Source organism: Sulfitobacter sp. 15WGC (genome assembly GCF_005068605.1).
Taxonomy (GTDB): domain Bacteria; phylum Pseudomonadota; class Alphaproteobacteria; order Rhodobacterales; family Rhodobacteraceae; genus Sulfitobacter; species Sulfitobacter faviae.
Genome location: NZ_SZNL01000009.1, coordinates 88,204 through 111,398, shown reverse-complemented (window position 1 = coordinate 111,398; position 23,195 = coordinate 88,204). Strand labels below are relative to the sequence as shown.

The window sequence follows — 23,195 nt, the reverse complement described above, 5'->3', positions numbered from 1 at the left end:
CGATCTGGCGAGAGCTGTTTCACCTATCCGTAAGTATATCGCGCTATCCGCAGCGGCATCTGCATTGACCGGACGCACCTTCGCATTGGCACCGACAATTCGCGATAAATGTCCGGTAGATTTTTGCTCGTATTCTCGCTGGGTGCCTCGTTGCGCGGGTTCTCCGGTTCGGACCGAAAGGTGAATTGTGAAACGTCTCTCTAGCCGAAAAGCGCTGCGCGGTGTCTCCTTCGCCGTTTGCGCCGCCCTTGCCGTCTCCTCCTCTCCCGCGGATGCCGGGGATTTCTCGATCGATTGGTCCACTTTCGATTGGCCCGCAGGCTTTGCCGGGCCTTTGCTGCGGACCCTGTCGGACCAATATGGTTTCGAGATCGACACGACGGTCGAGATCACCGGCAATCTGCGCCCCTATAGCACCGATGCGCAAGGCAATCCGATCTTCACCCCCGACGATGTCAATGTTCTGGGCGGCGGTGTCGATTCGCTTGTCATCGTGGGCGATGCCGGGCCGAATGCGGGGCGGCGCGGCGATGACCGGATCACCGCCAGCGTGTCGGCCAGTTCCGGCGGCGTCGCGTTTCAGGTCGACAACCTTACCGTCGACATCCTCGACATCGACCCCACCGACAATCACAGCACCGGGGACCGCTGCGATTTTGTGACCGCCTTTGGCGATAACGGCAACCCAAGTATCACCACATTGGGGCCGGCGCCCACCGTCGTGGTCGGCCCCGGGCCGGGGTCCGGCGACACCGGTTTGCTGAACGGGAACGAGGCGCAATGTCTGTTCATCGACGGCAGCGCCTTTCTCTCTCCCGGCTCGGGCGATGATACCAACGGGTCGATCCGGCTGAGCTATCCCGATGCGACCTCACGGATTGAGATTTGGTACGACGAAAGCATCGGCGAGGTCCGCAGCTACTACAACCCGGTGACCCTGCCCTATGATGCGGGGGCGCGGGGGATCGGTATCTTCGCCGATGTGAACTTTACCACCGAACAGACCATCAGTCTTGCGCGGTTTACCAGCCCGCTCTCCGCGCTTCAGGGCACGACGGTCACCTTTATCTATGAGGTGACCAACACAGGGGAGCTGCCCTTCAACCCGAACCAAGACGTGGTGATCGAAGACAGCCTTGTCGGCACGGTCACTTGCCCGGCCATCACCGCACCTGTGGCCCCGGGCGGCAAGGTGACCTGTACTGCGGAATATACCGTGACGGCGGCGGATGCCCTGTCGGGCGCGGTCGATAGCACCGCCACGGCGGGTATCGGCGCGATCGGCACGCCTTTCGTGTCGCGCCTGCAGTCCAATCCGCAAAACGCCAGCATCGTCGCCAATGTCCTGTCCACCGACACCGGCCCGCAAACCTGTACCCCGCGGTCGGTTTTCGCTCAGCCGCGCACGCAGCTGGCCGGGCCGGGCAGCGCGGCGGCGCTGACGACCTCGGACATCTTCGTCTTTGATAATGTCACCACCGACATCAATGGCAACGATCTGGATGTCGTGTTCCAAGCGACCCAGATCAGCAACGCCACTGCGGTCAATATCGACGGCTCGCTCGAAGCGCGGATGACGCCCGCTGACAACGGTTTCGTCACCTACCGTCTGCGCCTTGTCGAAGACGGCAGCGCCACCCCCTCCAACCCCCAAGGGCGGGCGGTCGAGCAAAGCCGTATCAACGGCGTGATCGTTCAGCAGACGGATGTGGACAGCCGCGGGGCCTCAGACGACAGTTCGGATGTGGTCGGCCCGCTGCTCGCGCCCGATGGCATTTCCTATTTCCACACCGCCCCGCTCGCCGGTTTTCCCGCCGGGGGGCAGGCGATCACGATGGACCCCGCCAAGGTGGGTGACCCGACCAATTGGACGGAAGAGCCGAACGAGACTGGCTTCGACAACTATGCCACCTATGAATATGGCACCTTCACCGAGGGGGAGTTCATCCACGGCTATACCGGCAGTTCGCTGAACAACGCGCGGCGCGGCTCGTCGATCCGGCTTTGCGCGGTGGCGAATACCTCGGCCAGCGTGGTGGCGGGCGACGATGACTATACCGCGACGCCGCTCAACAGCCTGCTTGGCGGCACGGCGGGAGAGGTCATGTCCAACGACACGATCAACGGGCTGCCTGCCGCCTTCCCCACCGCGACGCTTGCGGTGCTGACCGAAGCCGTACCCCAGAACAGCGGTGATCCGGTCCCCGTGCTGGAAACCCAAGGCGCCGATGCGGGCCGGGTGATCGTCCCGCCGGGGGTGCCCTCTGGCACCTATCTGATCGACTATGAGCTTTGCGACAGCATTGATCCCACGCAATGCGACAGGGCGCAGGTCACGGTCGCGGTCTTTGACGGGCTCGGGGTCGACTTTGGTGATGCGCCGATCTCTTACCTGACCGCCTCGCATGGGGTCAGCGATACGCCGCAGGTCTATCTTGGCGATGTGCCGCCCGATATCGAACTGGTGGCCCAGTCCGATGCCTCGGCCACGGCGGACGACCTGTTGGACAGCGATGACGAAGACGCGGTGGTCTTTCCGGTGATGACCCAAGGGATGATCAGCACGCTCAACATTCCGGTCAAAGGGGCGGGCTACCTTCAGGCGTGGATCGACTTTAACGGCGACGGGGTCTTCGAAGGGTCTTTTGGTGAGAACATCGCCCGCGACCTGCGCGACGATGGCACAGGCTTTGACGATGTGGCGGGCGACGGCGTGATCCAGATCGACGTGACCGTGCCCAGCGATGCCACCACCTCCACCACCTTCGCACGGTTCCGCTATTCATCTGAGGCCGGGCTGCCGGTGGCGAGCTTTGCCGTCGATGGCGAGATCGAGGATTACTCCCTCATCATCGCGGCTGCCGATCTGGTGGACCGGGGCGATGCGCCTGCCAGCTATGGTGAGCCGCGCCATATCATCGTGCCGGACATCTACCTTGGCGGTGGCCTCCCCGATTCCGAGACCGAGAGCATGTTCAGCGCTAATGCAGATGGCGACGACCTCGACGGGATCGACGACGAGGATTCCGTGGCCGAGTTCCCGGTGCTTGAGGCGGGCACCATCGTGCCGCTGACCATTCAGACCCATGAGACCCTCAGCGCGCAACTGGCCCTCGGCCTGCCGGTGACCGAAGGCATTACCAATCTTCAGCTTTGGATCGACTTTAACCAGAACAATGTCTTCGATCCGACCGAACAGGTGGCCATTAACTTTCGCGACGGCGGCTTGGGCGATACCGATGGCGCGTTCAACAACCAGATCAGCCTGAACATTCCCGTGCCGGTCGATGTGGGCAATGGCACCACCTATGCCCGCATCCGCTGGTCGACCTCCAGCGCGCTGACCCAAGACCCCTTCAGCGGTCTGAACTTCGATGGGGAGGTTGAGGATTACCTCGTGACCCTCGTCAATCTGTTGCCGCAGGGCCGGATCGGCGGAACGCTTTATGAGGACGCCGACAGTTCCGGCAGCCGCGACGGGGCCGAAGTCACGCTGCCCGCAGGCATCACCGTGACGCTTTTCGACGATGCTGGCACGCCCGGCGACCGGGCCGATGATACGCAGGTGGCGGTGACCGAAACCGATGCGGCGGGGGCCTATTCCTTCAGCAACCTCGACCCGGCGCGCGCCTATCTGGTCGAAGTGGATGAGGCCGACCCCGAAATACCGGCGGGCCTCACCCTGACCACCGGAAACCCGATCGCGAGCCTTGCCGTCGATGCGGGCAGCGGCAGCCCGGTGAGTTCTGATTTCGGTTTTGAAACCCTGCCGACTGAGGCCGATTTGGCCCTGACCCAAGCCATCCTACGCGCGGCGGACGCCAGCCCCGCGACAGAGGCCACGGTGGGAGAGGCGCTCGACCTCGTGCTGACCGTGACCAACACTAGCCCCGGCAGCCCCTCGGATGTGCGGGTGCTCGATCTCATCCCCGATGGCTTCGCCTATGTCTCGGACGATGCGGCGGCGCAGGGCGATAGCTATGATGCTTCGACCGGTCTGTGGCTGCTTGGCGACGTGCCCTCGGGCAGCAGCCACAGCCTGACCATCCGCGTCACATTGCAGGGCGAAGGTGCCACGGAAAATCAGGCAGAGATCATCGGCGCGTCGCTTCCTGACCCCGACAGCGACCCCGGCACCGGCGCGCTGGTGGATGACCTCGGCGATGGGCTGGCCGATGATGACGAGGCGTCAGCCCGCGTGGCCCGACGCTCCAACGGTCCGGTGCTTTCTGGCGTGGTGTTTTTTGACATCGGCGCGGGGAGCGACGCCTATGACGGGGCCCAGCAGACGGGCGAGGCGGGCACGGACCGCGCCCTGGTCGAGATTTTGGACGCGGGCGGCGCTTTGCTGGTCACGCCCGATCTGGCGGCGGACGGCACATGGCGCGCGGCCTTGCCCGAGGGGTATAGCGGCGCGGTCACCGTGGTGGCCCAGCCCGGCGCGGGTCTGCTCAATGTATCCGAGGGCGGCGCGGCCTTGCCCGGTGTGGTCAACGGCGATCCCCATGACGGGCGCTTCACCTTCACCCCCGCGGCGGGCACCGCCTACGCCGGGCTCGACTTCGGCCTCATCGAAGCGGCGCGGCTGAACCAATCGCAGGACAAGACGATCCGTGCCGGGCAGGTCTTGGCGCTGCGGCATGAATATATCGCCTCGGCCCCGGGAAACGTGAGCTTCAGCGTCACCGCCGAAGCCTCGGCCCCCGAAGGGGCCTTCTCGACCGCGCTTTACGAGGATACGGATTGCGACGGCACGCCGGACCAAGCGATCACCGGGGCGCTGCCCACCAATGCGGGCGGGCTGATCTGTGTCCTTGCACGGGTCACCGCCTCGGGCGCGGCAACGCAGGGATCGACCTATCGTTTCGATCTGGTCGCCGACACCAGCTATGGCTCCAGCGGCCTCGCCCAGCGAAACGTCAACACCGACCGGCTGGTGGTTGAGGCGGCGCAGGGCACGTTGAAACTGACCAAAACCGTCCGCAACGTGACGCGCGGCACGCCCGAGGGGGTCAGCAACGGCGCCGCTGCCGGGGATGTGTTGGAATACCGCATCTATGTCGAAACCGTGGGCACCGTGCCCGCGCGCGACATCGTCGTCTACGACAAGACGCCGCCCTACACGGCTCTGGCCGCGGCGGTGCCCAGCCCGGTTACCCTGGCCGATGGGGTGACCTGCACCTTGGACGCGCCATTGGCGAATGCGCCGGGCTACGACGGGGCGCTGCGTTGGTCCTGTACGGGGGCGCTGCAACCCGGCGCGCAGGGCTTCGTCTCCTTCGAGGTCAGCATCCAATAGCCACAGTCCGGGGCCGTTTTACAGGTGGCCCCGGCACCGCCCGCCCACGTGATCCGATGAACTGCCCTGTTGCATCCCCGCCCGCTGGGGCATAACAGGCAATAGTTTACTAAAAGAATCGGATTAAGGGGGCCGCGGTGCTCAGAACGTTGTCATTCATTTGCTTGGCTTTTGGCGCGACCGCCGCCATGGCGCAGGACTTTCCCGTTACCGTCGAACACGCCTTTGGCGAAACCACCATCGAAGAGCGGCCCGAGCGGGTCGCCTCGGTCGGTTGGGCCAATCACGAAGTGCCCTTGGCGCTTGGCATTGTGCCGGTCGGCTTCGCCCGCGCCTCATGGGGGGATGACGATGGCGACGGGCTGCTGCCTTGGGTGATCGAACGGCTGGACGCGCTCGACGCCGAAGTGCCAACGCTCTTTGACGAGGGCGACGGTATCGATTTTGAGGCCGTGGCCAGCACCCAGCCCGATGTGATCCTCGCCGCTTATTCTGGCCTGTCGCAGTCGGACTATGAAACCCTCAGCCGCATTGCCCCGGTCGTCGCCTACCCCGAAGCGGCATGGACCACGACATGGCGCGAGATGATCCGCCAGAACGCGGCGGGCCTTGGCATGGCCGAAGAGGGCGAGGCGATGGTCGCCGAGATCGAAGAGCGGATCGCGACCGCCCGCGCGGCGCATCCCGAACTGGCGGGCAAGACCGGTATGTTCGTGACCCACCTTGACCCGCGTGACCTCAGCACCATCGGTTTCTACGCCGCCGCCGACCAGCGGGTGCAATTCCTGACAGACCTCGGCATGGCGACGCCGCAGGCGGTGCGCGAGGCCAGCGAGGCCGGGAAATATTCAGGCCGGGTGAGCGCCGAGCGGATCGACCTGTTTGACGATGTAGACGTTGTGGTGACCTATGGCGATCAGGCGCGGTTGGACGAACTGGCCAAAAACCCGCTGATCGCGCGTTTCCCGGCAGTCGCCCGCGGCTCGGTCGTGCTTTTGGCGAATGACCCGATGGGAACCGCCGCGAACCCGACGCCCTTGTCGATCGACTATGTGCTCGACGACTACCTCGCGCGGCTGAGCGCCGCCGCCACGCGCGGCGAATAATGCAGGTGCAGCGCCCCCAACGGCTGGCGGGCCTCGCGCTTTTGCTGGGCCTGCTGCTGCTGATGACCGGCCTGTCGCTGACCGTGGGCGCGCGCGCGGTGCCGTGGGGCGAGATCTGGGCGGGCATGACCGGCCGGATCGAGACCATCGGCGCGGCGGCGGTCGCGGTGCGGATGCCGCGCACGGCGCTGGCGATCTTGGCGGGCGCGGCGCTTGGTCTTGCAGGCGCGGTGATGCAGGGCATCAGCCGCAACCCTTTGGCCGATCCGGGCATTCTGGGCGTCAACGCGGGGGCAGCGCTTTTTGTCGTGGTGGGCATCGCTTGGTTCGACATCAGCGGCGCGCAGAGCTTTCTGTGGCTCGGCATCGCCGGGGCCGGGGTCACGGCGGTTTTCGTCTATCTGATCGGCTCTGCCGGGCAGGGCGGGGCGACGCCGCTCAAGCTGACCCTTGCGGGCACCGCGACCTCCGTCGCGGTGTCGGCCTTCATCATCGCGGTGGTGCTGCCACGCAATGACATCGCGGGCTCCGTGCAATCTTGGCAGGTCGGTGGCATCGGCGGCGCGAGTTTCGAGACGCTTTTGCCCGCCTTGCCCTTCGCGCTGGTGGGGCTGGCGCTGAGCCTCGCCTCGGCCCGGGTGCTTAACGCATTGGCCTTGGGCGAAGAACTAGCCACCGGCCTTGGCCAGAGCGTCGCCTTGGGCCGGGTCATGGCGGCGGCGGGGGCGGTGGTCCTTTGCGGCACGGCGACGGCGCTTTGCGGGCCGATCGGCTTTGTCGGACTGGTGGTGCCGCATCTGTGTCGGATGATCGCGGGTGTCGATTACCGGCTGGTGCTGCCGCTCTCGGCCTTGGCGGGGGCCTCCATGCTGGGGCTGTCGGATGTGCTGGGCCGCGTCATCGCCCGCCCGAATGAGTTGGACGTGGGCATCGTCACGGCCTTTGTCGGCGCGCCCTTCTTTATCTGGACGGTGCGCAATCACAGGATGCGCGGGCTATGAGCGATGTGACCATCACCGCACCCCGCCGTTTCCGCCCTGCCGCGACGCGGCGTGTTCAGGTGCTGGTCGCACTGGCCGCGCTCGTTTCTGCGCTTATGCTTCTGACACTGAGCTGCGGGCGTGGTTGCCTGCCGCCGGGCGATGTCTGGGCTGCGCTGAGGGGGGCGCCGGGGGCCAATGCCTCATTCGTGGTGGCCGATTTGCGCCTGCCGCGCGCGGTCATGGGGCTCTTGGCCGGGGCCAGCTTTGGCTTGGGCGGGGTGGCGTTTCAGATCATGCTGCGCAACCCGCTGGCCAGCCCCGATATCATCGGCATCAGCGCCAGCGCAGGTGCGGCGGCGGTCTTTGCCATCGTCATTCTGGCCCTCGACGGTTGGCTGGTGTCGCTCGTCGCGGTTGTGGCAGGGCTTGGGGTCGCGGCGATGATCTGGGCGCTGTCCTCGCGGCGCGGTGCCGCAGGGGCGCGGTTAATTCTGATCGGCATCGGCGTCTCTGCCATGCTCGACAGTGTGACGGCCTATGTGCTGCTCGAAGCGCCTGCATGGGACCGGGCCGAGGCGATGCGCTGGCTGACCGGCAGCCTCAACGGCATGCAACTCGTCCAAGCGCTGCCCGTGGCCGGGGCACTGTTGGTCTTCGGCGGGCTCTTGGCCGTTACCGCCCGCGACTTGGAGGTGCTGCGCCTTGGCGATGACACCGCCGAAGCGCTTGGCGTGCGTGCTGACGCCACGCGGCTGCGGGTGACACTGGCCGCCGTTGGCCTTGTGGCCATCGCCACGGCAGCGACCGGGCCGATTGCCTTTGTCGCCTTTCTCTCTGGCCCCATCGCGGCGCGGCTTTTGCCGGGCACGACCGGGTTGCTGTTGGGGGCCGGGCTGGTTGGCGCTTTGCTGGTCATCGCGGGCGATTTCGTGGGGCAGTTCCTGCTGCCCGCCCGCTTGCCCGTGGGGGTCGTCACCGGCGCGGTCGGCGCGCCCTTCCTTTTGTATCTCATCGTTCGCGCCAATAGAAATGGGGGCACCCTATGACCCACGACCACCGTCTTGAAACGCGCGATCTGGGCGCGGGCTATGAAAAGCGCGTGATTTTGGAGGGGGTGACGCTCACCGTCCCGGCGGGGAAGATCACGGCCATCGTGGGCGGGAACGCCTCGGGCAAGTCAACGCTTTTGCGAACGCTGGCGCGGATTTTGCAGCCCAAGTCCGGTGCGGTTCTGCTGGATGGCGAAGCGGTGCACCAAATGAAATCGCGCAAGCTGGCGCAGGTCATGGGGCTGCTGCCGCAATCGCCCATCGCGCCTGAGGGGATCGCCGTGGCCGATCTGGTCGGGCGCGGGCGGCATCCGCATCAGGGGCTGTTCTCGCGCTGGTCGGCAGAGGATGACCGCGCCGTGGCCCGCGCGCTGGCCGCGACGGGGACCGAGGAACTGGCCGAGCGCGATCTCGACACCCTGTCGGGCGGTCAACGCCAGCGGGTCTGGATCGCCATGGCCCTGGCGCAAGAGACCGATCTGCTGCTGCTGGACGAGCCGACGACTTTTCTGGACGTGGCGCATCAGGTCGAGGTGCTGGACCTGCTGGTCGATCTCAACATGGCGCAGGGCACGACGATTGTCATGGTGCTGCATGATCTGAACCTCGCCGCGCGCTATGCCGATCACCTGATCGCCGTGGGCGATGGCGGCATCCGCGCCGAGGGGCCGCCCGCCGAGGTCCTGACCGAGGAACTGGTGAAAACCGTCTTTGGCCTGTCGTGCCGTATCGTCAACGATCCGGTCTCGCAGACCCCCTGCATGGTGCCGATTGGGCGTCACAAGATCGGGCCGCCACGCAAGAATGCCGCGGCCTAAAAATAACTGACTAATTTAGTCAGATTGACTCTGGTCTCCTCCGTATCATAGGGGTAAGGGAATCCCGACTGATTCACTAGGTTATTACGGAGACCGCCATGTCCTCTTCCAAACTCATCCCTTTGCAACTGGGGCGCGGCTCTCTCAAGACGGCGCTTTTGTGCTGTACGGCGCTGGTGCCGGGCACGCTTTACGCACAAGAGGCCTACCAGTTGGATGACGTGATCCTCGAAGCCGAGGCGCAGACTTCGGGCGCGGCGGATGCCGAAACGGTTGTCGCCAGCGAGATCAGCAGCGGCGGCAAACTGTCGGGTGAGATCATCGACATCCCGGCCAGCGTCTCGGTCATCACCAGCCGCGAGATCGAAGCCCGCGGTGCGGATAGCGTGGAGCAGGTGTTGAACTACACCGCCGGTGCGAACACCGACAGCTATGGCGCGGATGACCGGTTCGACTATTTCATCCTGCGCGGGTTCGAAGCCTATACCTACCGCGATGGGCTGACCCTGGGTGCGAACTTTGGCGCCGTCCGCGAAGAGCCTTTCGCCTATGAGCGCGTCGAAGTGATCCGCGGCGCGTCGTCGTCGACCTTCGGCCTCTCCGATCCCGGCGGCTCGGTCAACTATGTCAGCAAACGCCCCCGTGACGAACGTTTTGGCAGTGTCTACACCTCGGTCGACTCCTATGGCAGCTTGGAAACCGGTGTGGATTTCGGCGACAAGCTGGATGAGGAAGGCACGCTCAGCTACCGTTTCACCGGCCTGCTGCGCAATGGCGAGCTTGAGTATCCCTATTCCGAGAACGATGAGGTTTTCGCGATGGGTGGCCTGACATGGCGCCCCTCCGATGCGTCGGAACTGACCGTGATCGTCGACCACCTTGACCGCGACTCCGTGCCCGGCAGCGGCGGTTTCCCGGCGGGCGGCGATTTTGACCGCAGCGATGTGTTCTACGGCGAGCCTGACTATAACTACCGCGGCACCGAGCGGACGACCGTCTCTGTTCTGGGCGCGCATGACTTTGGCAACGGGCTGAGCTTTGGCGGCACCCTGCGCTACAGCGACAGCGCCGATGACTTCGGCTATGCCTATGTCAGCGACTATACGCCGGATGACGACACCGTGGATCGCGCGTTCTTTGGCAGCGATGGCACCAGCGAGAGCATGATCTCCGACCTGCATCTGACCTATGAAGGATTCTTTGGCGGGGCGGCCAGCACCACCACGGCGGGCGTCGAATTCTCGTGGTCCGACGAATCCGACCAGCGCTTCTACGGCGCGGCGCCTTCGGTTGACCGTGATGATCCGACCTATACGGGCCGTCCGACCAGCGTGCCGATGTATGCCGATCTCGATACCGAGACGGAAGGCAAAGCGATCTACGCTCAGCAAGAGCTGAACTGGAACGAGCGTTTCATCGCCTCCTTCGGGCTACGTCACGACTGGATCGACGTGACAGAGACCAACAACCTTGCCGGCACGGTGCAGACCAACGACATCAGCGAGACGACAGGCCGCCTGGGTCTGACCTATAAGATCAAACCCAACCTCTCGGTCTTTGGGAACTACGCACAGTCGGTCGTGCCCGCAGGCTTTGGCGTCGAGCCGGAAGAGGGCGAGCAGTTCGAGCTGGGCACCAAATGGCAGCCTATGGGGACCAACGCGCTGTTGACGGCCTCGGTCTATGACCTGTCGAAAAGCAACATCACCCGCACCAATCCCGCGACCAACCTGCCGGAAACCATCGGTGAGATCGGCGTGCGCGGCATTGATCTGGAAGCCAAGGCCGAGATGGGCGCCTATACCCTCACCGCCGCCTACAGCTATCTGGATGCCGAGATCAAAGAGAACGGCACCGCGGGCAATGTCGGCAACCGCCCCGGTCTGGTGCCTGAAAACGTCGCTTCGATCTGGGCCAGCCGGACTTGGGAAAACCTTGGCCGTGGTGATCTGACAGTCGGTTTGGGCGCGCGGTTTAACAGCGGCTACTACTATAGCGACAGCAACACCACGGGTGAGACCGGCAGCTTTGTCGTGGTCGACGCCGCGGTCAGCTATGATCTGTCCGAGCAGACTACCCTGTCGGCCAATGTCACCAACCTGTTCGACGAAAAGCACACCTCCTTCGGCGGTTTCTACGCTGACTTCTACAGCCCCGGCCGTGAAGTCACCGTGAAGCTGGCCCATAGCTGGTGAGCCTAGAGCGCGGCACTCCCCTCGTGTGCCGCGCTTTCTTTTGACCGGGAGGAGCCACGGATGACCATCGCCAAAGCCAAGACCACCATCCCCATGGATGCCCCGCAGGAGATGCTCTCGCAAATCCTGTCGCATCTTGTCGATGATCACGGCATGGCGTTTCGCGCCAAGGGGCCGACGGGTCATGTGTTTGAGCAAGACGGCTACCGGGTGGAATTCGATCTTTGCCCGCGTGGGCTGGAGGTCAGCCTGCAAGCTCCCGGCGAAAACGCCATGCAATTCTCGAAAGAGGGCATGGTCCATCATGTGGCGGAGTTTGACCCCGCGCTGGCCGATCGCATCCGCTGGCAGGGAGTGGCGCAAGAGGCCGGAGAGACGCCGCAGAACTTCCGCTTGTTGGAGGTGCTGAACAGCGAAATCCTCTTCGAAGGGATGCAGCGCGTCACCCTGCATTACCCGGATATTGCCGAGCTTGCCCCGCAGGGCATCCATCTGCGCCTGATCCTGCCGCGCGATGCCAGCCGCACGCCGGTCTGGCCGGTGATGGGCGCCAATGGCGCGCCGGTTTGGCCCAAGGGTGCGGATGAGTTGCACGCCCGCTATGTCACGCTCAAGAACATACGCCTTGAGCGCGAAGAGGTCGATATCGACGTGGTCCGCCACGGCTCGGGCCTGATCTCGCAATGGGCGCAGAACGCCCATGCCGGGCAACGGATCGGTGCGATGGGGCCGGTGGGCATCAGCGCCTTGCCGAAAGCCTCTTCCTATTTCCTCGCCGCCGATGGCACGGGGCTGCCCGCCGTAGCGCAGCTTTTGGCGCGGCTGCCGGAAGATGCGGTGGGCGATGTGGTGGCGGCCCTGCCGCGCGGCGTGTCGTATCGCGACTACCTGCCCAAGACCAAGCTGCGCGTCCATGCCCTGCCGCCCGCCACCTTCGAGGCCGAAGTGCTTGGCCATGCGCAGGCGCTGACGGATGACGGTTTAGGCTATGCCTTTTTCGCCGGGGAGTTCCAGAACGCGCAGCAATTGCGCGGGCATTTCAAAACCCAGCTCGGCATGGATAAAACCCGCCAGATTTGCACCGCCTACTGGCGGCGGGGCTAAGCGCGCCCTAGCGCCACGGCCCCGCGTCGCGGCGTCTGCCGGTTTTCGGGATGCGGCTGCTGCTGATGGTCGCGCTGCTGGTGGGGCGCGGGCTTTCGGCGCGCCCTCGCGCGGCGTTGGGTGTCATCGCACGCAGAGCTGCGATGCGGTTCTCCGTCGCCGGGTGGGTGGCGAAAAGACTGTCATGTTTATGTGCGTGTAGCGGGTTGATGATGAACATATGCGCCGTGGCCGGGTTGCGCTCTGCCGCGTGATTGTCGATCCGCGCAGCCCCCATGGCGATCTTTTCAAGCGCGGAGGCGAGCCAGAGCGGATGGCCGCAGATCTCGGCCCCCGCCTTATCGGCGGCATATTCCCGCGTCCGACTGATCGCCATCTGCACCAGCGCGGCGGCCATGGGGGCGAGGAACATCATCATCAACGTCCCGATCATCCCCATCCGCTCACGCGCGCCGCCGAAGAACAGCGCGAAATTCGCCAGCATCGAAATCGCACCGGCGAAAGTGGCCGTCACGGTCATGATGGCCGTGTCATGGTTGCGGATATGGGCCAGCTCATGTGCGATGACGCCCGCCAGTTCCTCGCGGCTGAGGCTTTGCATCAGCCCTTTGGTCACCGCCACGGCAGCATTGGCCGGATTGCGCCCGGTGGCGAAGGCGTTGGGCTGGGGCGTGTCGATCAGATAGACCTTGGGCTCAGGCAGACCCGCATTCCGCGCAAGCTCTGCCGTCATGGCGTAGAGCCCCGCGCGGTCTCCCGGCGAGACGGGCTGCGCATTGTGCATCTTGAGCACCATGCGGTCGGAGTTCCACCAGGTGAAGGCGTTCATCCCCGCCGCCACCACCAGCGCGATCAGCGCACCGCCCGATCCGCCGATCAGATAGCCGACCCCCATGAAAAGCGCGGTCATCGCCGCCATCAGCATCGCTGTCTTTACATAGCCCATCTTGGTCTCTCGCGGTTGTCCTTTGCAAAGAGATATGGGGCAGGTTCGGCGCGGTGCAAGGCAGGCCGAGCGGGCAGGGTCGGTCGCTTCGTCGGTTTACGCCTGCTCTCTGGCTTTCAGCCGCAGGAAGCTGTCCTCTCCGGCCAGAACGTAGCGCAGCAGCAAAAGCTCGACCTTGGCCGCGTCGCGGGCAGTAAAGGCGCGCAACATGTCGCGCTGCAATTCCACAAGGGTTTCATGCGCGACCGCGTCGCGCAGCGTGGCCATGCGAACGGCCTGAATTTGGGCCATGTAGCGCAGGATCGTGTCCCGCAACTCGATGTTGGGCACCGCCATGATCCAAGTGCGGCGGATGTCTTCGGACGCGGCATAGAGGCTTTCGATATCGCCGGTTTCCAACGTGCGCTCGGATTGTTCCACCGCGCGGGTCAGGGTGGCGATGTCCTCATCGGTCAGCTGGTTGGTGGCCAGCGCTGCGGCGCGCGGCTCCAGCAGGCGGCGCAACTCGAAAATCTCGCAAATCTGGCGCATCGACAGGTTGGGCAGGGTGAAGCCCCGCGTCGTGCTGTCGAGGTAGCCTTCATGCGACAGGCGCATTAGCGCATCGCGCACCGGCATCCGCGAGACGTTGAACTCTTCGGCGACGGCGGTGTCGACAAAGCGGTCGCCATGGCTGATCTCGCCCCGCTGAATGCGCCCGAGGAAGATGTCGTAAATCTGATCTTTCATGTGGCGCTTGGCTGAGCGGGGCATTCCGACCTCTCTGAAAAGTATGCGATTGCAGGCCGAGCATGCGCAAGAAATACGCTTATGGCTAGGTATAAGTTTGCATACTTGTAAAATTCAATTGAATTCGTATACGAAAGCTGGCAGCCAATAGGGGGAAGCTTGCCGCGCTGCGCGGGGGTGTTCACAGGGAGTAAAACATGAATCTGAAAAATAATCTGATCGTTGGCCTCACCGTCGCGGCGCTGACGACAATGTCGGGCGTCTCTGCCATGGCGCAGGATGTGCTGAAAATCGGCTCTTACCCGGCGAACCCGCCGTGGGAGTTCAAGAACGAAGCGGGCACCTTCGAGGGGTTCGAGGTCGACATCATCAATGAGGTCGCCGCCCGGCTCGGCAAGACGACCGAAATCAGCGGCTACGACTTCCGCGCGCTTTTCGTGGCCACCGCCTCTGGCCGGGTGGATGCGGTGATTTCCTCGCTCACCATCACCGATGAACGGCTTGAAGCGCAGTCTTTCACGCAGCCCTATTTCTCGGGCGCATTGGGGGTCGGCACCAAGACCGACGCCGGGATTGCCGATCTCGACGGGCTGGAGGGCAAACGCATCGGTTCCATCGCCACATCCTTCCCAGAGAACTGGTTGAAAGAGCGGGAGGGTGAGCTCGGCTATAAATCCTATTCCAGCTATGACACCACCGCCAATATGCTGACCGATCTGCGCAGTGGCCGGATCGATGCGGCGGTGAACGATATCGTCAGCCTGCGCTACGCCTTTGCCCAGCCGACGATGCAGGGCTTGCAGGTCTCGGTCGAGATTCCGACGGGCGATAAATTCGCGATTATGATGCCCAAGGGCTCTGAGCATCTGGAGGCGGTCAACGATGCGATCTCTTCAATGAAAGAGGACGGCACCATGGCGGCGCTCTATGAGAAATGGCTCGGCGTGGCCCCTGCCGAAGGCAGCCTTGCGGTGACCCCGCTGCCGGTGCCCACCTCGGCTGACTGATACCTTTGGGCCGTGGGCGGGGCGCCGCTCCGCCCACGGCCCAAAGCTCGCCCCCTGCGATCAAACTGACGGACTGCGCAATGGAAATCATCGACATCTTCTTCAATCTCGACGTGATGCGCCGCGCTTTCCCGATCTTGATGCGCGGGCTGCTCAACACCATCCTGCTGGGCGCTTCGGCGATTTTCTTTGGCGGTATCCTTGGCGTGCTGGTCTGTCTGGTGCGGCTTTACGCGGCCAAGCCGTTCCGGCTGCTGGCGGTTCTGTATACGGATATCTTCCGCGCCATTCCGGTGCTGGTGGTGCTGATCCTTGTCTACTACGCGCTGCCCTTCGCGGGCATCGTGTTTTCCTCATTCGTGGGGGCAACCATTGCGCTGGCGCTGGTGCTGGCGGCCTATACGGCAGAGGTCGTACGCGCGGGGATCGAAGCCGTGCCGCGCGGCCAGTTCGAGGCCTGCGATGCGCTTGGCCTGTCTTTCTTTACCACCATGCGCAAGGTGATCCTGCCGCAGGCGTTTCGGATGATGATCCCGCCGCTGGCCTCCTATGCGGTGGCGATCATGAAAGACACCTCGCTCGCCTCGGTCGTGGCGATGGATGATCTGCTGAAACAGGCCACCGACGCGCAGGCGCTTTTCGCCAATCCGACGCCGCTGCTGCTGGCCGCGCTGATCTACATCGCGATCCTTTGGCCGATGGTCCGTTTCACCGGCTGGCTAGAGCAGCATTACAAGCGCGGCTACCGCTGAGCCGAAGCGGCCCCGTCCCCCCACAAAACTACCGCCCCGCGCGCCTGCGCGGCCAACACCCTACGGAGATTACAATGTCCACAGAAACAGGAACGGGCGACGCCTATCTCCTTTATCACTCCATCGGCCAATACCCCGGCAAACATGCGGATATGCTGGCCGGGCTCACCGATTTCACCGATGCATGGGCCGCGCCCAATGGCGATCAATGGGCCGATGTCTTGCCCAAGCGCCAGCAGTTCATTGACCTCTGGGCCGAGTTGATCGGCGCGCCGAAGGGCACCGTCACCACGACAGAGAGCGTCACCACCGGGCTGATGGCCGTCATCGGTGCGCTGCCCGAAGGGACCCTGCGCGGCAAGAAGGTCTTGGTGGCTGAGGATGGTTTCCCCTCTCTGCACTTCCTGCTCACCGGCCTGTCGAAGCGTTTTGGTTTCACGTTGAACACTGTGCCGATCCGGCAAGGGGGGCATTGGGTCGAGGCCGAAGACATCATCGCCCATTGGGATGAGGAGGTGGCGCTGGCCCTGCTCACTTGGGTCAGCTCGACGACCTCGCACCGGTTGGACATCCCGCAATTGGTGGCGCATGGCCGCAAGATGGGGTCGCTCATCGGGGTGGATATGACGCAGGCCGTGGGGCTGCTGCCCTATGACGTGACCGCGCCGCGCGTCGATTTCGCCCTGTCGACCAGCCTCAAATGGATGTGCGGCACGCCGGGGGCGGGGATCGTCTATATGGATGCCGATCTGATCCCGCAGTGCCAGCCCGAGATGCGCGGCTGGTTCTCGCAAGGCAATCCGTTCTCATGGGATCTCGACGCTTTCGAATTCGCGCCCGACATTCGGCGGCTCGACAGTGGCACGCCCTCGACCGTTCCTGCGGTGGCCAGTCTGCCGGCGATGAAATGGCGCATGGGGCAGAACACCGAAGCCTTGGCGGCGCATAACCGCAAGCTGACCACGCAGCTACAGGCGGGGCTTGAGGGGATGGGCCTCACCCTTGCCAGCCCGGCGGACCCGGATCAGCGGGGCGGCAGTCTCATGGTGGTTCTGCCCGATCACATCGACGCGGCGGATGTGGTGGCGCAGTTGGCGGCGCTGGAGATTTACGTCGACAACCGCAGCCAGACCCTGCGCATGTCGCCGGGGGTGCTGACCACCGCCACCGGGATCGACCGCACGCTGCACGCGCTTCGGGCTTTTCTGACCTGACCCCCGCCGGGGCCGCGATGCGCCGTCAGGAGGCGGCCATCGCATCCGGCCGCCCTTCGAGCGGCGGGAAGTCTACGAAGAAGGTCGTGCCTTCGCCCTCGGCGGTTTCAAAGCGGATTTCCCCAAGGTGTTGGTCGACAATGGCTTTGACGATGCTCATCCCCAGCCCATGCCCCTCTTTGACCCGGTAGCTGGAGCCGCGGGAAAACCGTTCGAAAAGAACCGGTTGCAGTTCCAAAGGCAGGCCGCTGCCGTGGTCTTTGACCCAGAAACCGGTGCCATCTTCCGAAAGACCAAGCTGAACCGTGCCGCCTTCGTCCGAGGCTTTGATCGCGTTCGACAGCAGGTTCGACAACAGCCGCGTGAGCCGCCCTTCGTGCAGCCGCAACAGCGGTGCGGGGGCCTCGGACGGGGTCATTTCCAAGCCAACGCCGCGCTCTTTCGCGTAGGAGACCAAGGTCTCCGAGGCTTGGGCCAAGAGCGGTGCCAAGGGGCGTTCGGAAAACCCCGATTGATCCGGTCTGCGCAGGGTTTCGACATCCAGAATATCCCCCACCATCTGATCGATCGCCCGCGCGTTGCGCATCGCAAGCTGCAACAGTTTGCGCTTTTGCGGCGGCAGATCGTCCGGGTTCAACTCAAGCAGGCGCAGCGCCCCGGTCAGCGCGGTCAGCGGGGTTTTCATCTCGTGGCTGACGGTGGCGATAAGCTGGTCCTTGGCGCGCTCAAACTCGCGCTGCTCACTGACATCGCGCACCACGCCGAGATAGCCCAGATGCTCACCGCGGTCGGTCTCGACCTTGGCGGTGGCGACTTGCCCCTCGAAAGTAGAGCCATCGGCGCGGCGGCAGGCGACGGTAAAGCCGCTTTCCTTGCTGGCCGTGCCTGCATTCGAAAGCTCTTCGCCCATACGTTCGTAGCTGCCGAGGGTCTCGTAAAGAACCGCCGTCTGTCGCCCCAGAAGCGCGTCGGGGCTGTAGCCGAACAGTGTTTCGACCGCCGGGTTCACCATGGCCACGCGGCGGTTGGGATCGGCCATGATGATTGCCTCGGGCACGGCATCGACCATCGCCTTGAGCAGCCCGCGCTGTTCGCGCAGCGCGCGGCGCTCGGATTGCCGCGAGAGCTCGCTGCTCAGCCAGCGGGCGAGGAACTGGACGAATTGGGTCTGCGCCTTGCTGAACGGGGCGGGGCGCGGGGCGGTGCCGGAAAAGTTCAACGTCCCAAAGAGCGCATCGCCGATTTTCAGCGGTGCCCCAATGTAGCTTTCCAGCCCAAAGTTCTCATAGCAGGGATGGGCCGAAATCTCTTGCTGGCCCGCGTGGTGAAAAGACGTCACATCATCGTTGCCAAGCGTATGCAGGCAATAGGTGCCATTGATGTCGAAGGTGCTGCCGGGGGCGGGTGCCCAATCGGGCCCATGAACATAGACGCATTCATAGACCGGGTGATCCACGCGGGAGACGATGCCAAGTTCGAGGTCGAGCGCCTCTGTGCCCAGTTGCAAAAGCTTGGCGATCTTGTCTTCGACAGAGAGGTCAGGTTCGACAGCAAGCATATAGAGTTGCCGCAGCGGATCGTCGAAATCCGCCAAAGCGTTGTAAAAGTCGTTCATATTTGCCTCTGTCGTGGTCTTTGCATCTGTCTTGGCGCGTGGGCAGATGTACACCCAAGGTATCCCCCGCGGGCACCGCTGCCAATGCCGCAACGACTAAATTGGGGCAAGAACAAGACTTTTTACCCCGGTAAGCAGACGGATGCCGATTGGCAGGGGGCGAGTGCGCCACTTTGCAAAGCGGTGGTCATCGTAAATCCAGCAGCTATGGTACGGCCAACGAGGGTTGCGAAGAGGGGAGATTTGACCATGCGATTGATGCGATACGGGGCGCGGGACGGCGCGAAAACGCCGGTGGTGCTGGATGCGGGAGGGCAGCCGCGAGACGTCAGCGCCCTTGTGCCAGACTTCACGCCCGAGACGATCCCGACGCTGCGCGATGTGTTTAAGGGCGTCGATCTGGAAGGGCTGCCGCTGGCCCAGACCCAAGGCCAGCGCATCGCCGCACCGGTCAGCCAGCCGCGCAACATCTGGGCGTCGGGTTGAACTATTCCGACCATGCGGCGGAGTCGGGCATGGAGGTGCCGCGCGAGCCGATCCTGTTTAACAAGGCCAGCCGAACCTATTGCGGGCCGAACGATCCGCTTCTCTATTCCAAGGAGATGAGCAAGCTTGATTGGGAGGTCGAGTTGGGTGTGGTGATCGGGCGCACCACCTTGAACGTCAGCCGCGATCGGGCGCTGGATCATGTGCTGGGCTATTGCGTCGTCAACGACGTGTCCGAGCGCGCGTGGCAGGCCGAGCGGGGCGGGCAATGGGTCAAGGGCAAGAGCTTTCCCAACTTTTGCCCGACAGGGCCGGTGCTCGTGACGGGGGATGAGCTGGGCGATCCGGGCAAGCTGTCGCTTTGGACTGAGATCAATGGCGAGCGGCTGCAAGACGGCTCTACCGAAAAGATGATTTTCAATGTGGCGACGATTATCTCCTACATGTCGGAATTCATCCAGTTGGAGCCGGGCGACCTGATCTGCACGGGCACCCCGCCGGGCGTGGGCATGGGGCTGAAACCGCAGCGCTATCTCAGCCCCGGCGACCGGGTTCGGCTGGGCGTGCAAGGGCTGGGCGAGCAGGAGCAAGTGGTGGAGCACCTTCCCGCGCGGTGAGCCGCGATATCGAAGAGCCGAGGCGCGGCGTTCAAGCCACCTCGGCCTCCCGCGCTTCGGCGGCGGCGAGGGCAATGGCAGGGCGCAGGGGCAGGGTCAGCAAAAAGCTGCTGCCCTTGCCCATGATGCTGGTCGCAACAAGGCTGCCGCCATGGGCGGTGGCGATGTCGCGCGAAATCGCAAGGCCCAGCCCGGTGCCGCCAAAGCGCCGGGTGGCGGTGGAATCGACCTGATGGAAGGGTTCGAAAACGCGCTCAAGCTCATCTTCGGGGATGCCGATGCCGGAATCCGTCACGCGGAATTCCACCACCTCTCCCCGGATGCGGCAGGTCAGCGAAATGGTCCCTTCGTCGGAGAATTTCGTCGCATTGCTCAGCAGGTTGATCAACACCTGCTGAATGCGTTTGCCATCCGCCAGCATCACGCCGCTGGCCGATTTCACCTTTAACTTCAGCCCTTTGTCCTCGACCATCGGGCGCAGCTGATCTGCGGTCGGGGTGACGATATCGTCAATCTGCACCGGCTCCATCGCAATGGACAGGCTGCCCGCGTCGATCTTGGCAAAGTCAAGCACCTCGTTGATCAGGGTCAGCAGGTGATTGCCCGACCGCTCGACCGTTTGCATGATGTCACCCAGTTTGGACATGGTCGCCGACAGCTTGGGGGAGAGCGTTTCGCGGGTCTGGGGATCAGCCTCGATGGCGGCGCATAGATCACGCGCTGCCGGGGTCCGGTCGAAATGCCGCGCAAGACGGACATGGCCCAGAATGACGGTCAGCGGCGTGCGTAGCTCATGGCTCAGCACGCCCATGAAGTCTGTCTTGGCCTTGTTCGCGTCCTCGGCGGTCAAAAGCGCCTTTTTCAGATCGGTCACGTCGATCCGCAGACCCACGACGCTGCCGTCCTTCATCCGCCGGTCCGACGTGCGGATGATGCGACCATCGGGCATGCGCTGCTCGGTCTCGAAGGCGCCGTTCTCCCGCTTTTCCAGCCAGATGCGGATCCATTCCTCTTCCTTGCCGATGGCATCGGGGACCATGCCGCGGCGAATGCTGTCCCGCACGATTTTTTCATAGGTCGAGCCGGGCTTCACCACGTCGCTATAGCCATGAATCTCGCGGTATTTTTCGTTGCAAAGCACCAAGGTGCCCTTGGCGTCATACATGACAAAACCGTGGTCCAAAGCTTCGACGCCGGTGCGCAGGCGTTCTTCGGCAAGTTTGCGGTTGTCGGTCAGCCGCATGATATACCACGCGAAAATCGTAACGCCGAGCGCGCCTTGCAGACGCAAGAGCCAGTTCAGCCAGAAGTCCGGGCGGTGCTCTGGCCAGCCGCCTTTGACCGTGGCGGCCAGTTGCCAAGTGCCGAAGGCAAAGTTGAAGTCGAGCTTGATCGGGTCGACCAAGGTCAGTTCGGGGTCGCCGATGATGGTCTGTTCGACCTCTCCCTCTGGCGTCAACTCGCGGATGGCCAGATCGTATTTCTCGGTCAGTTCGGGGATTTGCAACCGGGTGACGAGGGCGTCGTAATCGACCACCATCGAGAGGATGCCCCAAGGCGTGTCCGGTGCGGCATTGGTGCCGGTTGAATCAAAGATCGGATGTCGCAGGATCAGCCCGCGCCCGCCCTGCACCAGATCGACCGGGCCGGTCACCAGACCCTCGCCGCTTTGCAAAGCCTGTTCGACTTTCGGCAATTGCGCGGCGTTCTGGCGGTAGTCCAGCCCCAGCACGCCGCGATTGGCCTCATAGGGGTGGACGATGGTGACAACGAGGTCGGGGGCCACGGCGAGGTTGATGACATCCGGGTTCTCGGCCATGAACTCTGCCGCGCGGGCGCTGAATTCGGATTGGGTGATCGTCGGGTTCTCGCTGATGACGGTGGCCAATTCGCGCAGTTTCAGGATCTGCTCGAAGATATCCGCGCGGATCCGTTCGCGGACTTCGATCAGCTCCAAGGTGGTGTCGAGTTCCAGATCCTGCATGTAGGTCTGGTAGGACAGAGTCTCGATCCGGTGGCCAAAGCCAAGGACAACGGCGCAGAGCGCGACCAGCACGACAATCCGTTTCGCACGCTGAGACAGCGCATTTCTGATCTTTTCCATGCCGGCTTTGCCCAAAATGGTCCCTCTCCTCCACGCTCCGGCCTTCTGAGGGCCGGATACGCCCCGGGGGCATTAGACCGCACAGTTCTTTGTTGACGCAAGGAAAATACCCGGACGCATGCAAATGCCGGGGCGGTAGCGTCAATTTTGCATAAATCGCGCCTATGAGGGCGCGGATTGTCCCAATAGTTCAACCAGAACGCGACGCAGCAGGGCGATATCTTGGGGGTTGGACATGCTGGGGGCATGGCCGCAGCCGGGGAATTCGGTCATGTCGGGCCGGGGGCCGCTTTGCGTCATGCGCTGTGCGGCCTTGGGTTGCAACAGGTCCGACTGCGCGCCGCGCAGCAGATGGGTGGGCGTGCGGGTCCGTGACCAACGGTCCCATGTCGACAACTCATGCGCCGAGGCGGTGAATTGCACAGTGATGCGCGGATCATAATGCAGGGTCAGCCGCCCATCTCCACGGCGCCGCAGTGACGACCGCGCCATGCGCTGCCAATAGGCATCTGCCGCCGGGCCGAAGGGGGCATAGGTCTGCCGCAGCCAGGCTTCTCCTTCGGCGAAACTGTCGAAGGCGGGCAGGCTGCCCACATAGGAAAGGATCCGCTGCACCGCGGCCTCGGGCAGTTCGGGGCTGATGTCGTTCACCACCAGGGCGCTGACGCGCTGCGCCTCGGGGCTAGAGGCGACATGCATCCCGATCATGCCGCCCAGAGAGGTGCCGAACCACGCGGCGCGGTCGATCTGGAAGTGATCCAAAAGCCCCGTCGCGATCTGCGCGTAATGTTCGACCGAATATTCCACCTCAGGGTCTCGCGCCCAGCTCGACCTTCCGCGCCCGATCATATCGGGACAGAGCACATGGAAATCCCGCGACAGGGCGGCGGCGGCCTCATCGAAATCGCGCCCGGTGCGGGCCAGACCGTGCAGCATTAGCAATGCGGGCTTCTGGCGATCACCCCATTCGGCGACATGCACCTCATGGCCCATTACGGGGACAAAGTGGAACTGGGGGGCGGTCATTGGCGCGTGCCTTTCCGGGTCAGCATGGGCATAGCGCGGGTGATGCCACCCGCGCCCTTGCCCCCTGCTAGCCGGACCCGCGCGACCGCGCCCCGCGCGATCATGGCGCGTCCGCCATGCGCTTGCGTGTTAGCATCGCGTCCTC

17 protein-coding genes are annotated in these 23,195 nt (G+C 63.9%); 12 read left to right on the top strand and 5 right to left on the bottom strand.

Annotated features, from left to right (window positions below; translation table 11 throughout):
• Window positions 1-187: 187 nt before the first annotated feature.
• The 7 genes from FCK22_RS09735 to FCK22_RS09705 all read left to right on the top strand — a co-directional run bounded on the left by FCK22_RS09735 (window position 188) and on the right by FCK22_RS09705 (window position 12,554).
• Window positions 188-5,299 carry a GEVED domain-containing protein gene (locus FCK22_RS09735; protein WP_067267395.1) on the top strand — a complete coding sequence of 1,704 codons (5,112 nt, stop codon included), beginning with the start codon at window positions 188-190 and terminating at the stop codon, window positions 5,297-5,299.
• 188 nt (window positions 5,300-5,487) lie between these two features.
• Window positions 5,488-6,405: an iron-siderophore ABC transporter substrate-binding protein gene (locus tag FCK22_RS09730; RefSeq protein ID WP_082852132.1), complete on the top strand. Its 918-nt coding sequence runs from the start codon at window positions 5,488-5,490 to the stop codon at window positions 6,403-6,405.
• Complete coding sequence (locus tag FCK22_RS09725) at window positions 6,405-7,406, top strand: iron ABC transporter permease (RefSeq protein ID WP_136720399.1); 1,002 nt, start codon at window positions 6,405-6,407, stop codon at window positions 7,404-7,406. The genes FCK22_RS09730 and FCK22_RS09725 overlap by 1 nt, the downstream gene beginning before the upstream one ends.
• Window positions 7,403-8,434, top strand: coding sequence for an iron chelate uptake ABC transporter family permease subunit (locus tag FCK22_RS09720; RefSeq protein WP_067265487.1), 1,032 nt, complete (start codon window positions 7,403-7,405; stop codon window positions 8,432-8,434). The genes FCK22_RS09725 and FCK22_RS09720 overlap by 4 nt, the downstream gene beginning before the upstream one ends.
• Window positions 8,431-9,255 carry an ABC transporter ATP-binding protein gene (locus tag FCK22_RS09715; protein WP_067265489.1) on the top strand — a complete coding sequence of 275 codons (825 nt, stop codon included), beginning with the start codon at window positions 8,431-8,433 and terminating at the stop codon, window positions 9,253-9,255. The genes FCK22_RS09720 and FCK22_RS09715 overlap by 4 nt, the downstream gene beginning before the upstream one ends.
• Before the next feature lie 98 nt (window positions 9,256-9,353).
• Entirely contained in the window at window positions 9,354-11,450 is a 2,097-nt protein-coding gene (locus FCK22_RS09710) for a TonB-dependent siderophore receptor (protein ID WP_067265492.1), read from the top strand.
• Between the two features lie 60 nt (window positions 11,451-11,510).
• On the top strand, window positions 11,511-12,554 hold the full coding sequence (locus tag FCK22_RS09705; protein ID WP_067265494.1) for a siderophore-interacting protein: 1,044 nt from the start codon (window positions 11,511-11,513) through the stop codon (window positions 12,552-12,554).
• 7 nt (window positions 12,555-12,561) lie between these two features.
• Here FCK22_RS09705 and htpX read toward each other — a convergent pair whose 3' ends face one another.
• Together htpX and FCK22_RS09695 are read right to left on the bottom strand one after the other, a co-directional pair.
• Entirely contained in the window at window positions 12,562-13,500 is a 939-nt protein-coding gene (gene htpX / locus FCK22_RS09700; RefSeq protein ID WP_067265496.1) for a zinc metalloprotease HtpX, read from the bottom strand.
• Between the two features lie 96 nt (window positions 13,501-13,596).
• Window positions 13,597-14,253 (bottom strand): GntR family transcriptional regulator, encoded by a 657-nt coding sequence (locus tag FCK22_RS09695; protein WP_067265499.1) that lies wholly within the window; start codon window positions 14,251-14,253, stop codon window positions 13,597-13,599.
• A gap of 173 nt (window positions 14,254-14,426) precedes the next feature.
• On the opposite strand from FCK22_RS09695, the gene FCK22_RS09690 reads away from it, so the two are divergent.
• The 3 genes from FCK22_RS09690 to FCK22_RS09680 all read left to right on the top strand — a co-directional run bounded on the left by FCK22_RS09690 (window position 14,427) and on the right by FCK22_RS09680 (window position 17,202).
• A complete protein-coding gene (locus tag FCK22_RS09690; RefSeq protein WP_067265501.1) occupies window positions 14,427-15,236 on the top strand; it encodes an ABC transporter substrate-binding protein in 810 nt (269 codons plus the stop codon).
• A gap of 80 nt (window positions 15,237-15,316) precedes the next feature.
• On the top strand, window positions 15,317-15,988 hold the full coding sequence (locus tag FCK22_RS09685; RefSeq protein ID WP_067265504.1) for an amino acid ABC transporter permease: 672 nt from the start codon (window positions 15,317-15,319) through the stop codon (window positions 15,986-15,988).
• Window positions 15,989-16,062: 74 nt separating this feature from the next.
• Window positions 16,063-17,202 (top strand): aminotransferase class V-fold PLP-dependent enzyme, encoded by a 1,140-nt coding sequence (locus tag FCK22_RS09680; protein WP_067265505.1) that lies wholly within the window; start codon window positions 16,063-16,065, stop codon window positions 17,200-17,202.
• A gap of 25 nt (window positions 17,203-17,227) precedes the next feature.
• Here the strand turns inward: FCK22_RS09680 and FCK22_RS09675 are convergent, their stop codons facing one another.
• Window positions 17,228-18,817 (bottom strand): ATP-binding protein, encoded by a 1,590-nt coding sequence (locus FCK22_RS09675; RefSeq protein ID WP_067265508.1) that lies wholly within the window; start codon window positions 18,815-18,817, stop codon window positions 17,228-17,230.
• A gap of 249 nt (window positions 18,818-19,066) precedes the next feature.
• Here FCK22_RS09675 and FCK22_RS19085 point away from each other — a divergent pair, with 249 nt between their 5' ends.
• Complete coding sequence (locus tag FCK22_RS19085) at window positions 19,067-19,303, top strand: hypothetical protein (protein WP_211243562.1); 237 nt, start codon at window positions 19,067-19,069, stop codon at window positions 19,301-19,303.
• A complete protein-coding gene (locus FCK22_RS09670) occupies window positions 19,300-19,920 on the top strand; it encodes a fumarylacetoacetate hydrolase family protein (protein WP_282705402.1) in 621 nt (206 codons plus the stop codon). The genes FCK22_RS19085 and FCK22_RS09670 overlap by 4 nt, the downstream gene beginning before the upstream one ends.
• A gap of 31 nt (window positions 19,921-19,951) precedes the next feature.
• On the opposite strand, the gene FCK22_RS09665 is transcribed toward FCK22_RS09670, so the two are convergent.
• Window positions 19,952-22,024, bottom strand: a complete 2,073-nt coding sequence (locus FCK22_RS09665) for an ATP-binding protein (protein ID WP_136720398.1) — start codon at window positions 22,022-22,024, stop codon at window positions 19,952-19,954.
• A 162-nt stretch (window positions 22,025-22,186) separates the two neighbouring features.
• The gene (locus FCK22_RS09660; RefSeq protein ID WP_067265513.1) at window positions 22,187-23,050 is read right to left on the bottom strand and encodes an alpha/beta hydrolase; all 864 of its coding nucleotides are present in this window, start codon (window positions 23,048-23,050) and stop codon (window positions 22,187-22,189) included.
• Between the last annotated feature and the right edge of the window lie 145 nt (window positions 23,051-23,195).